General features: G+C 27.2%; 13 protein-coding genes. 5 read left to right on the top strand and 8 right to left on the bottom strand.

The genetic code is table 11. The features are described 5' to 3' along the window. Window positions 1-123 precede the first annotated feature (123 nt). The 7 genes from ACRYA_RS10410 to ACRYA_RS10385 all read right to left on the bottom strand — a co-directional run bounded on the left by ACRYA_RS10410 (window position 124) and on the right by ACRYA_RS10385 (window position 6,197). Window positions 124-1,332, bottom strand: coding sequence for a tyrosine-type recombinase/integrase (locus tag ACRYA_RS10410; protein WP_066152124.1), 1,209 nt, complete (start codon window positions 1,330-1,332; stop codon window positions 124-126). A 518-nt stretch (window positions 1,333-1,850) separates the two neighbouring features. After that, window positions 1,851-2,063, bottom strand: a complete 213-nt coding sequence (locus ACRYA_RS10865) for a PDDEXK family nuclease (RefSeq protein ID WP_066152121.1) — start codon at window positions 2,061-2,063, stop codon at window positions 1,851-1,853. 246 nt (window positions 2,064-2,309) lie between these two features. Next, window positions 2,310-2,462, bottom strand: coding sequence for a hypothetical protein (locus ACRYA_RS10800; RefSeq protein WP_164701169.1), 153 nt, complete (start codon window positions 2,460-2,462; stop codon window positions 2,310-2,312). 44 nt (window positions 2,463-2,506) lie between these two features. Beyond that, window positions 2,507-3,535 carry a patatin-like phospholipase family protein gene (locus ACRYA_RS10400; RefSeq protein WP_066152118.1) on the bottom strand — a complete coding sequence of 343 codons (1,029 nt, stop codon included), beginning with the start codon at window positions 3,533-3,535 and terminating at the stop codon, window positions 2,507-2,509. Between the two features lie 9 nt (window positions 3,536-3,544). Further along, window positions 3,545-4,519 (bottom strand): diguanylate cyclase regulator RdcB family protein, encoded by a 975-nt coding sequence (locus ACRYA_RS10395; RefSeq protein ID WP_066152116.1) that lies wholly within the window; start codon window positions 4,517-4,519, stop codon window positions 3,545-3,547. After that, window positions 4,509-5,702 (bottom strand): hypothetical protein, encoded by a 1,194-nt coding sequence (locus tag ACRYA_RS10390; protein WP_066152113.1) that lies wholly within the window; start codon window positions 5,700-5,702, stop codon window positions 4,509-4,511. The genes ACRYA_RS10395 and ACRYA_RS10390 overlap by 11 nt, the downstream gene beginning before the upstream one ends. Window positions 5,703-5,711: 9 nt before the next feature. After that, complete coding sequence (locus ACRYA_RS10385; RefSeq protein WP_066152110.1) at window positions 5,712-6,197, bottom strand: hypothetical protein; 486 nt, start codon at window positions 6,195-6,197, stop codon at window positions 5,712-5,714. Window positions 6,198-6,593: 396 nt separating this feature from the next. Here ACRYA_RS10385 and ACRYA_RS10960 point away from each other — a divergent pair, with 396 nt between their 5' ends. From ACRYA_RS10960 to ACRYA_RS10360, 5 genes are all read left to right on the top strand, one after another. Next, window positions 6,594-7,193, top strand: a complete 600-nt coding sequence (locus tag ACRYA_RS10960; RefSeq protein WP_502697132.1) for a DUF8612 domain-containing protein — start codon at window positions 6,594-6,596, stop codon at window positions 7,191-7,193. A gap of 597 nt (window positions 7,194-7,790) precedes the next feature. Beyond that, complete coding sequence (locus tag ACRYA_RS10375; RefSeq protein ID WP_066152235.1) at window positions 7,791-8,087, top strand: hypothetical protein; 297 nt, start codon at window positions 7,791-7,793, stop codon at window positions 8,085-8,087. After that, a complete protein-coding gene (locus tag ACRYA_RS10370; RefSeq protein ID WP_066152238.1) occupies window positions 8,084-8,707 on the top strand; it encodes a Shedu immune nuclease family protein in 624 nt (207 codons plus the stop codon). The genes ACRYA_RS10375 and ACRYA_RS10370 overlap by 4 nt, the downstream gene beginning before the upstream one ends. 104 nt (window positions 8,708-8,811) lie before the next feature. Then, window positions 8,812-9,090, top strand: coding sequence for a hypothetical protein (locus ACRYA_RS10365; protein ID WP_066152252.1), 279 nt, complete (start codon window positions 8,812-8,814; stop codon window positions 9,088-9,090). A 33-nt stretch (window positions 9,091-9,123) separates the two neighbouring features. Next, window positions 9,124-10,089 (top strand): hypothetical protein, encoded by a 966-nt coding sequence (locus ACRYA_RS10360; RefSeq protein WP_133160986.1) that lies wholly within the window; start codon window positions 9,124-9,126, stop codon window positions 10,087-10,089. A 319-nt stretch (window positions 10,090-10,408) separates the two neighbouring features. Here ACRYA_RS10360 and ACRYA_RS10355 read toward each other — a convergent pair whose 3' ends face one another. After that, a complete protein-coding gene (locus ACRYA_RS10355; protein WP_105918077.1) occupies window positions 10,409-12,571 on the bottom strand; it encodes a family 16 glycosylhydrolase in 2,163 nt (720 codons plus the stop codon). Window positions 12,572-12,591 lie beyond the last annotated feature (20 nt).

Genomic DNA, 12,591 nt, shown 5'->3' with positions numbered 1-12,591 from the left:
AGGAGTTCAAAAAATCATAAATTTATTATTTATATATTCATTTATAATATAAAATATTTCTTTAACATTTATGTATAGAACAGGTATAATAACTGACAAGCAAATTTTATTATGAAAAATTAATTAGTTTCCAATCTTTTTAAATGATTTAGCCATATCAATAATTTCTTGTTCTGTATAATGAAGATATATCATTGTAGTTCTAATATCTTCATGTCCTAACCATTTTGAGATGGATGCATTATCCATTTTGAGTGTATGCTTTAGATAACTTGCAACACTGTGTCTTAGCATATGAACACTTGATTTTTTTGTTACTTCTATTTGAGCAGCTACTAAAGTATTGTGAACTATAGTATTTATATATCTATCATTTACTTGTTTCCCTTTATTAGTTGTAAAGTAAAATCCATCTGGTGATTCAGTTCTAATCTTTTCATATTTAATCATGTGTTTTTTTATATGACTATAAGTGACATACAGTAATCTTTGTTTATTCCCTTTACCAATAATATTGAACTTAACAATATTTTTATCAATAGTTATATCATCTTTTTTTAAATATACTAATTCAGATACTCTGATACCAAGATACATCAATAATTTTAACATTAATATATTCCTCTCTCTTACTTCATCTTTATATTGTACAAGCTCTATTGCATTAAAGAATTTCTGAAAACCATCTTTTGGAGTTAATACAGATAAAACTCTTTTTTCTTTTTGAATACTTTTTGAAATTTTACTTCTTTCTATATCAAATAAGAATACTTCATTTTCTGATTCTTTATCTATGTTTGAGTTCTCTATAAATTTTATAAAATTTAGTAATACAGTTAATCTGTTTATTTTACTTGCATAACTTAATTCCCAAATATTCTTAATATTTTTTGGTATATCAACTTTTATAATTTTTTCTGCAGCTAAATCTTTTTTTTGTTTTTCTTCTGTATTAGAAAAATAATTTGCTAATAGGGTAGTTGTTATATTTTTAATTGAGTAAGCTTTTCTCTCAAGCATATAGTGATAAAATGGATATATATTATTATAATACTGTTTGATAGCTTTAAATTTTAAAACCCCTAGCTCATTTACATATTTTCCTATTGCTTCAATATCTTTGCTATTAAGTATAGCTTCTTTGATACTAATTATCTTTGGTATATTATATTCAGTTACAAATCTTCTTGATTGTTCATCACATTTTTGACTTAAGTACTGTGCAATCCAAAAAGCTATATTTTCTTTCCAGTCATCATATGGTTCAAGTAAAAAAGCTCCATCATCTATAACTGAATTTTCAATTAATTCATATTGATTCTTTTTTACCATTTTATGTTTCCTTTCCATTTAAGCTTATTATTGTAGAAATCAACTTATTTCTGTTTGTTGTTGTACTAATCAATTTATTTTGATTTTCTCTTGTAAAAATTCCAACAATAAACTTAAATATATAGCTTCTTTTAGTAAAAGTGCCTATTTATAGGCTCTTGTATATTTTTTAAACTTTATTGTTGTAAATTCACTTGCTATTTTACCTTGAAAAAACTTAATTATTAGATACGGAAAATGCTTCATTTTCCGTATTTAATAAAGTGCTCCAAAGTGCTATAAATAAGGCTTTTCTATAAAACTTTAATTTAACTTAAAAATGATTTTTTTTGCTAGATTAGTTAATATTTATATGCTCTAAAAACGTTTTTAGGTGATAAAATGTATTACTTCAAACTTATCGTGCGTTTTAGAGAGCGTTATTTTCCGTATTTATAAATTTAACTTAAAATTATCTATGTTTGGATTCTTAATAAAAGTCAAAAATATAACTTGAATACTTTTTATCCTTTTTCATCTTATTTGATATCTTCAATTGCTTTAATAACTTGTTCAATGTTTGGTGATTCATTATTTTTTGGTCTTATTCTTATTAGTTTTAGTCCTGAAACTTCAAATATCTTAGTTTTCATTCTATCATTGTTAATAACTCTAATATTATCGTGGTAGTCACTATCTAACTCATAAAAATTAATTGGCTCATAATTATTATCTTTTACATTAAAAACCACACAATCAACAATTGCTTTAAAAAAGTAATCTCTTTCAGCAGATGATAGTTCATCTTTTATTTTTTCAAAATCAATTAAACAACTTAATGCTACATTGGGATAAGTAAAGAAATTTTGATGTGTTTGAATAACTGCTGTAAAAAAATTAAACTCTTGTTTACTTTTAAAAAGTTTTATTGTGAATTTTTCTTTAGATGAATTCTCATACTTTTTAATACTAATAACTTCATGTTGAGTATTTTTAACTTATTTTTTCTTATATTCAAAAATTATTTCTTTTGCAATATTCAACTCTTCCCAATTTTTTGCATAGTTATACGCCATCTCCAAATTATTCCAGCTTTTATTCTGCAACAAAACATATAATTCTTCAATTGTAAAATCTATATTTTTATTCATTATTTTCCTTATTTTGAGACTTAACTGTTAGTTCACTTTGTAATCTAAAGTACTCTTTGTTTGATATCAGGAATAAAGAAGTTTTGGTTCTTTAATCTTTCGATAGAAATATCAGACTTAATTTCACTGTTTATTCTTTGATTTTTTGTACTTAAGGCTTTAAATGATTCACTTAAAATTCTTTTACTATCTTCATATCCTTGATTCATCCATAAATCTATTTTATCTACACTAAATCGTAACGTTGAAAACCAAAATTTACTAAAAGTATCTTGAGTAGGTCTAATTTCAATAATTTGTGTATTATCAAATATAGGGTCATTCCTATCAAAAAAACTTCCTTCATTTAAATGACAAACTATAAGATGAGTACAACTTTCTTTTTCTATTAAAGGTTTTGCAGGTGTATTTCCCCATTCATTATTTAAAGAGCCTAAACAACCATCTCTATATTCTACTCCATCAATTTTTTGTGCATCAAAAAATATAGGTAAAGCTGCTGAAGCTAAAATAGTCGTATAAATATCTTCATCTTTTAAATCTTTAATTTTTCTATATTCAGTTAATCCATTATTTTCAAGTTCAAAAAGTCTTAGAGCATCAATTACATTTCCACTACTTTCTGTTAAGCCAACATAAAAAGGTAAACCCATTCTTAATTTCTCAATTGAAGTATAATTTCCAAGAATATTATTAATAGGTTCTATTTTTAATGCTCCAGATTTATTATTTCCTTTAGAAGCCAAGTAAGAAATTCCTCTAGCTAATCTACTAACTGGTGCGGTAGGACTAAAAATGGTTAATATTTCTACAAAAGTCATAAAAGTTTTCTTTTTATCTATAAAACTTAATGCTTTTGTATTTGCTAAATCTTTCCAAATTTTTTCAAGAGCTAATGCAACATCTTTTGTATTCTTATTTGATGAATATATAGCCCCATTTAAAGCACCTATACTAGTTCCTGAAATAGCATCAGGTTGAATATTAAATTCACTCAAAGCTTTTAAAAATCCAGCTTCATAAGCTCCTTTTGCTCCACCACCAGAAAGCACTACTCCTAATTTAATATCCATTATTATTCCTTAAAAAATAATTTGTTCATTTATTGAAATTTCAATAAATTCATCATACGTTATAAATTCACTAATATTAGATTGACTTTCAATTATCTTTTTTGGTTCATCAAAAGTTGTTATAATACTTACCAAATCGCTAATTTCTGGTAGTTTATTATTAATTATAATAGTATTGTACTGTTGTGTACTAATCAAACTCAAAGCATTTTTATCAATTTCTTTTACTCTTTCAATATCATTTATCATCAGACTAATGTCTAAATACCTCTTTTTAACTAAGTCTTTTGTTGCATCTTTTAGACTGGCTCTTAAAAATCTAATAATATCATTTCGTTCATTTTCATTACTTTTTTCAATAATCAAACCTAGAGTACCACTAAATAAATTATCTAATAAACAATATATTTTTAAATATATGCTATCAAAATGTTCATAATTTTCTTTAGTTGTTAAATATAAAATTTCTTCTCTTATTAAATCTTTAGCTTCCACTTTACTTAGTCTTTTTTCAATATTAAAAAACTTATTTTCTGTTTCAGATTTAAAACTTTCTAAAGTTTTTGAAATCATTTCAACTTGTTGATCCAAATCTTTAAATTGAGAATAAAATTTTATAATACTTTCCCTAGTTTCATATAGTTTTTCTGCTATGAATGCTACTTTTAAATCTACCCTAGATATGTGTTCACTTTGATCTTGAAGCCAATAAGAACAAGCATTTAATCCATTTATTAAACTTTCATTTATTAAATTTTGTCTTTTTCCTGAAGTTCCTGTTACATTATCCCAAATTCTATTTTTAATACTTTGCCTATTTTTTAAAATATCATTGTGGTCATTTGCCACAACATTAACACCATTAACTAGCTCTAAAATCATTCTATCTGCTATATAATGGTGATTTTTATTTAAATAATTTAACTCATCTCTTTTTATGCCTATATCTAAATTTTCTAAAATTCTTATTTTATTATTTTCCATTTTCTTCCTTTAGAACAAATGAACACTTTTCTATTCGTTGCTTAACTCTATCATTAATAATTTTTAACAATTCCAGAATATTAAATCTATCCTCACATATTGAAATTTTATTTTTTATAGAAACCTTTTTTTCTTCAATTTCTTTTTCTAAATCAGATACTCTTTTAGATATTAGTTTATTTAAATTTTTCATTTCCAAATCAAGCTTATTTTTAACTTCATTTTCTATTGTAACATCTAGTATTTTTTTAATATGCGAAAATATATTATTTAACAAATTATCAAAAATATTTGAATTGATTACAAAATATTGCTGTTTCTTTGTTTTTGGTTCAGGTTTAGAAAAAATATTTTTTATTGTCGCAAATAAAGGCAATGTATTTTCTACTATTTCATAATCTATAATTAGATTTTCTTTTTCTATAGAATTAGTTAAAGAACTGTTTAATATATATCCTGTTTGATTTATTTTTATAATAGGAAATGAAAATTTCAAGTCTAAATATGGGATTTCCTTTAATAAAATATGCCCTTTATGTTTTTCACTTATAATTTCTTGATTTAACTTTAATATATTTAAATTTAGTACATTATTTATATTTTCATCAAATTCATTTAAAATATTTCTTATATTATTAAATAGTTCATCTTCTCTTTTGTGTATCAGTTTTGTTAATATCTCTTTTGAATAATGTCTTGATTTTATTGATTTACCATATATCTCTATTTTCAAATTTTTATTTTTTAATATATATTTCTCTTTTAATTTATCTAATTCTTTTTTTATAAATAGTATATTGTCTTCTATTGTTGGTAAAAAATCTTTTTTTGAATTTTCAATATCAATTTTTTCTTCTTGAGTGTTGTTAATTCCTAATTTTAAATCATCAAATTGTTTTTTTGTTTCTTCTTCTAGATTTTTTATATAAGAAAATATTTCTTTATTTATTAAATTTAAAGTACTAATAGTATTTTCTAATTCTTTTTCAAAGAGAATTGAAATATCTTTTTCTAATTTTTCTATTTCTATAAGAATATTATTTCTAACATCTTTACTCTCAAAATTATCATTTATACTATTTAAAATATTTTTAAATTCTAAGGTAATCTTATTAATTTCTATTTTTAACTTACTTATGTTTGTTGTATTTTTTTGTTTCAATATTTTACTCAACAATTTCATATTTAACCTTTATTTTTTATCAAATTTTGAAGCAGCTACGGCACCTATAGCTCCAACAACTATTACTCCTACTCCAATAGCAATTTTTTTCCATAGACTATTATTTTGATTATTCATATTTTTAACTGTATCATTTTTTTGTTTTTCATATTCAAGTTCTAATTTACCAAGCTCAAAAATTTTATTTAAACATTCTCTTTTAAAATCCTCACTTCCATCTTTTGACATTTTTTCAATTATTTCATAAATTTTTTCAAAATTCTTAATTGAAATTTTTTCCATTGCTGAAAGATGCGTAGCTTTTGCTGAATCAATAATATCTTTTATAGTATTCAAATATGTTCTTTGTAACTCAACAATATTTGGAATAGTTTGCAATACTTCCATTACTTTTGCTTTATCCAAATTTCCAATATTAGTTTGATTCATAATTTCATTAAACTTTACTTGTTCCAATCTTTTATTTTTTAAATCAAATAAATCTCTATTATTCATAATTTAATATCTCCATAAAATTAATTTTTCTATTTCCTAAACAAACTATCAATTACACTATCAAGTCTATCAATACTTCTTTTTTCCATCTTTTCTCCACACTTTGGACATACAAGTTTATATGGATTTTGTTTTAAAGCCATTACATTAGCTCCTTTTTTCATTACAAAGTAATTTACACAAAGAGCCATTATTTAGAAATTTATTAAAAAGTTTATAGCCAAAATATATGACTACACCCCAAAATATTAAAGTAAGTAAAATCCCTATTTTATTTCCTTGTGTGAAACACCTTATTATAGTTAAAACTATTTATAAATCTATATAAAAGTAATAATTTTAGATATAAAAATCTATTTTATTACTTTTATACACAAAATATTTATTATTAAATAAATATTTCAAATAGAACACGCTAGTGCTGATTTATCAAGAAGAGCAGTTATTCATACTTTAGGAGTTTTATCTTTAAGAGAATTTTGTGAATTACAAACTAATCAAACTTTTCAAAGTTATTCATTAGAAGATATTTTAAAAAATCACGAAGACATTACTTTTGAAATTTTAAAAAAAATAAGACCTCTTGAACAATTTAATAACTATTTAAAATATGGATGTTATCCTTTTTACAAAGAATCACTAAGTGATTATTCTATGAAACTTTTAGAAGTAATAAATCTTACAATTGACTCAGATTTATGTGGAATATATAATATAGAACCTTCAAAGCTAGATAAATTAAAAAAGATTATTTATATGCTTTGTAGTACAAAACCTTATGAATTAAATATCTCAAAACTAAGTTCAGCAGTTGGAACATCATGGCCAACTTTACAAAAATATTTAGAAAGAATGGATGCTGGAAGTTTAATACATATTGTAAGAGCAGGTGAAGGAATGAGAGCTATTAATAAACCAGATAAACTTCTTTTAGATAATCCAAATCTTTTCGTAGTTGCTTGTGGAAATGTAACTAATTTTTTTAAAAAAGTATAATAAATTTAATAAATAAGTATTAATAATTTTTTATCTTCCTAAATTTTTATTCTATACTTAAATATACATATATTAATTAGATTAATATTTCTAGGTGTTGTCAAACGAAGTTTAAAAATTGGCAATAAAGTTATAAGAAATTTTTTATTTTGGAGCTTTGTTAAATAAAATATGTTGTTCGTATGACATTTGGAGCATGTTTAATAAGGTACAGGTTATTGAACTTGTATTTATAACTCATCTTAGAAGTACTTTTCTGTCTACATTACTTCTCCTAATATATTTAACATTTTGCAGGTTTATTGCAATATCACCTTAATATACATACAATATGTACTATTATCATCTAAATATCCATATTAAACATATATAAAAAGCTTATCGTAAATTTAAAATTTATTTAATAAGCATCTCAGTTTCCAATATTTTTTATAGTAATATCTACAAAAATACTTTATTTAAGATGTTTGTAGGCACTTTAATATACGACATTTCCTGTGCATGTTATTTGTTGATTTTTAGGGTGTTTTATATATAATGTATATTTAATAAATAGTTAGACACTTCATGTTTTGAAATTTGTTTGTAAGGAACTATATGAATGTAAATATAAAAAAACCTGCTGAGATTGCACTTCGATCTCTAGAAAAGAAAGAACAGCGTAAGATAATTCGCGCGCTAACTGAATTAGAAACGTCAAATGCAGATGAACTATTTCAAAATCAAAAGCTTCACAAGCTCATAGTTCATTCTGAAGAGAAACTATATTCATATCTAGGGACATTAAAACTACGACTAATTCTATCAATCGATGACAACCAAATTTTTGTAGAAGACATCTTAAACCATGATCGTTTAGAGCGATTGCTTTCTTCCCAAAGGGGAAAGGCATGAAAAACTTGAAAACACATGCTTTCGATGCAAAATCTTGTAGAGTTGAATGGAATAATTTCTCTAATTTATTAAAGTCGAAAACTAAATTATCAGAGAGAAAAGATGTTCTTCCTTTCTTTAAAAAGAGTATCAATCTTTCTGCCCTAATATGTAACTATTTCCCCAAAATAACAAATCCAGACTGTCAGGCACACGAGTTTCAAATCTACGGAGATTTTGTTGCCGATCTTGTTGTTGGAGATTCTAGTGAGCATCGATATGTGTTAATAGAATTTGAAAATGGCGAGCCGGAAAGTGTATTCAAAAAGAAAGGGAAAAAATCGACTCCTGACTGGGCCCCTCGTTTGGAAGGGGCATATTCACAGCTTACAGATTGGCTTTGGAAGCTTGAAGACATGCGGAGTACAGGTGACTTTCAAAATACTTTTGGCAGCCGTCGTGCGACCTTCCAAGGACTTATTGTAATTGGTAAAGACATGAATCTGTCCGCTCAAGAACAGGATAGACTCAAATGGAGAATAGAAAAAACAAAAGTGGATTCTATAGAAATATCAATCGTTTCATTCAACGAATTGGAAGAGCATATGGATGCTTGGTTGAAGCGCTACTATGGCGTCTAACAAAGCTCTGTACACCAATATGAACTCCACACGCGGAGTTCATATTGATAAGTTTAAACGTTAGACTAAGATTTTTATACGAATAGGAGATTAACAACGTGCAAATGATTTCATATTGGAAAAATCCAAAAGAATTTTATAATGATGATGGGCTAGTTTTAATTGTTGGACATTATGACCATAAAAATGAACACAATGGTGGTGAGAAGGCGTTAGGTGTACATTGGGGTGATTATCCACAATCAAGAGGGAAACTAAGTCCTTGTGTCATTCCACAAGATACTAGAAACTCTATGTTGTCTGGACTACTACATCAAGCAACATTAAATCAAGATACTGAAAAAATAAACAAAATTATTGAAGCAATTCAGTTTTTTAAGTAATGATAAGTCTAACAAAACATTGGGGAGAAATATTTGACCCTAGCGGCTCAAATATTTCTCAATTTAAACGTTATATTTCAAGGAGAGATCGTGGGTAATATTCAAGTAGATATATCGCCGCCATCTTATTGGCAGGATTTCGAACGACTTACTCTGGACGTTCTTAAAATCAAATGGGGCGATGATTACGCGGAAAGAAATGGTAGGCAAGGCCAACCACAGTCTGGTGTTGATGTTTATGGATATAACCATAAGGAAAATGAAAGTACTGGGGTTCAGTGTAAGCAGCGAAAAAACAAGAAAAACCTAAATGAAAAACCGGCAAGCACACTCAAGACAGAAGAGATTGATATAGAAATCGAAGCTGCAAAATCATTCAAACCCGGATTGGCAAGATTTGTAATAGCGACCACGACCCCTAGGGATGCAAACTTACAGGAACACGTAAGGTTAAAAAATCTCGACAATATACCTTTTAAGGTGTCACTCATGTTCTGGGATGATTATGTCGACTTTTTAAATGACAATCCAAAATTGATGTACCGATATTATGAAAACATTCTGAAATATCGTAGCACCTATAATCAGATAGAGCATTATTTGCTTTTGCTTTCTATGGCATTTGACAGGCCAGCGTTACGAACTCCTTTTCACTTAGAAAGCAGGGCAACGGATTTTATTGATGCTATATCAGCAACACAAAATGCTGTTTCAACGGGGCGGCTTGTGGATCGAGACAATAGAGTAATTGACCAGTGCCTAGTTCCCAAGCCTAAACCCAAAGAATTAACTAAAATCTCAAAGCTTTTGCAAACCACGAGGGAGATAGCTGCTGACGCTCTATCTAGAGGGGTGATAAGAGAGCATTCTACTGTAATAGAGATTCTAGACCACGATCTAATCAGCAAGTTAAACGAATTGAGGCATGAAGCGTTAAGTTTATTGAATAAGCTTCTTAAAGAACATGGGTTAGAGGTAGTTGAGTTTGGTGGGTTTTGAAATATAACAATTTGCTGTACTCGGACCCAACTACGCGCCGCAAGCTTGTGGTTTGCTGCGCAAACTTACCACAAGCTTACTCTGCTCCGTTGGGCCGGTAAGCAAGGCGTAAAGTTGCAAAATCTCTTATTTTTGGAACCGTTTTTACAAATGGAAAGCGTGTTCCAAAAAGAGCTGAATTGTTGAACCTGCTCAATAAGGTACTGGTTGTGGAACTTATTTTTATAACTTATCTAGTAACAATTATTTTATCCATATTACGCCTCCAAATATATTTAGCATTTTGATATGTCCTATAAACTGTATCCAGATAATCTCTTTAAATAAAACTTGATGTTGTTTGTATGTTAACTGACTTTAAATATAAATTTGTGGGAAGTTTTGAATCATCAATATTACCAGCAAGTTCACGAGATTTTGTTGGCCAAAGATTTATATGAAATTTCATCGGTAGATGAGGAATTGGTGTGGGCCCCCAATTATTTCTTGTATGAACAAGAATATTATCTACATACCAGCGAATCTGATTTGGATCCCACTCAATTGCATATACATGGTAATCTTCTGATACATCAAAGCCAAGTTCTATTTGTAATGGAGTACCTCTATAACCATAATCAAATCTTGCACCTTCAACACCTGGATTATAGTAAACATTAGTTAACATTTTTGTTGGATTATTTCCAGTAAATTCAATATCTATCTCTTGTCTAGGAGAGTCTCTATGTAAAAAAACACCCGTTATAAATCCAGACACTTTAGGTGGTTTAAGCTCTGTTTCAAACCTACCATATAAAAAACTTTTATTACTTGTTATTGCAGCAGAACTATATTTTCTTACTTCCATATTTTCCTTTTTAGCAGTAAAAATATGGCTATTATCTTTACTGCTAAAATTTGATGAACTAAACATACATTCATTACCAGGAAAAGTATCTTTTCTCATTGACCAAAACTCTGTGTTATTAAGTTGCAAATTATCTTTTAATTCATAGCTTATTTCATTATTAGGTTGTGAAATAAGGCTTCCCGATTCTATATCTAAGCCCTCCCAAGAATTCGATTGAGGGATAATCCAAGGAGATTCATCAGCCTTTAACCATTTACTAGATCTATTAATTGTATTAGTGGATTTATTTTCTTTTGAAATATATTTTCTTTGCTCTAATCCTAACAATTCAGGAAACGGACTTACTGGTGGAACTATACCAAAAAATTCACAAATTGGCTTCCATGTTACTGACTCTTGTTCGTTTAAAACTAATACTCGTTTAGACCAGTCTTTTCTAAGACTTTCTAATTTATCTTTAGATAAACCTTTTGAAAATATTATTAAGTGAGCTTTTGGGTATATTTTACATAGATTTACTAAATGGTCTTCTATACATTTTACATTTATATAAGCATCAAATTTTCTATCACTTAAGTTTTTAATAAGACTATTCTTTTCATCTTTTGGTAGTTCAAATAAGTCACTACAACACCTAAATCCAAGCATAGATAATGCCATAGATAATGAAGTTAACTTATCACTTTCTTTTCCAATAGCAAAAACAGGTAAAGTAGTAGGTTTATTTTTAAATACGCTAGGTGAGCCATCATTTAATACCCCTATTTGGGATAATATAGGTAATACAGAATAAAAATTCACAGAAGCTTCATCTGACCTTTGAGGAATAATAGATTTTTTAATCATTAACGCGGTAAGTTGATCAAACTTGTGATTTATCCACAGATCTACAGGACCTCGTAAAGGAAGCATTTCAATTAGTTTACTTGCTCCTTCTTTAGAAAGCACATACCCAGACATATACCAAATACCGCGAAACAGTTTAAAAGTACTCTCAGTAAATGCCACTTTTTCTGCACCTAAATCAACTTCCTTGAAAGATAAGAAAAGAATGTCAAATAAATTACCTTTAGTTTCTTTTTTTATTAATTCCTTCCAACTTTCTTCCATTAGACTAGAAAAATTTGGATGTAAACATATATCGTCTTCTATAACAAGTGCATAAGATTCTGTACCTGATGCAATTTTTTTCCATACCTTTATATGTGAAAGAGCTACCGCAATTTCCTGTTTACTCATGTTAATATTCATATCTAAGTTCAAATCTTTAGGTAATGCTTGACATGGATCTACAAATAATTGTTCTCCTAATGTATATTTCGAATTAATATTATCAATAGGTGCATCTTGTTCTAAATTTATAGCATCTACGGCAGTAACTCTTTCCAGTATATTTGTTAGACGATTCCGGGATGTATCCATAATTTTCGAAAACTCAGATTGAACCCTATTATATCTATTAGGTTGTCTATCTAAATTAATTACGTATATTTTTTCTATACATTCAATCTTTTTATTATTAGCTGATACGTTAAATGCAGAACATTTTTTTTTCGTAAAGAGTCGTCTAAAATTTTGAAATAATATTTTCCCCTTATTTATAAAACTATGAGATATTTTATTTTTATTCATAAGTTCTTGTCCTTTATAAT

Origin of the sequence: Aliarcobacter cryaerophilus ATCC 43158 (assembly GCF_003660105.1) — a bacterium.
Classification (GTDB): Bacteria; Campylobacterota; Campylobacteria; order Campylobacterales; family Arcobacteraceae; genus Aliarcobacter; species Aliarcobacter cryaerophilus.
The sequence above is the reverse complement of the archived record's forward strand: the minus strand, read 5'-3'. Positions and strand labels throughout refer to the sequence as shown.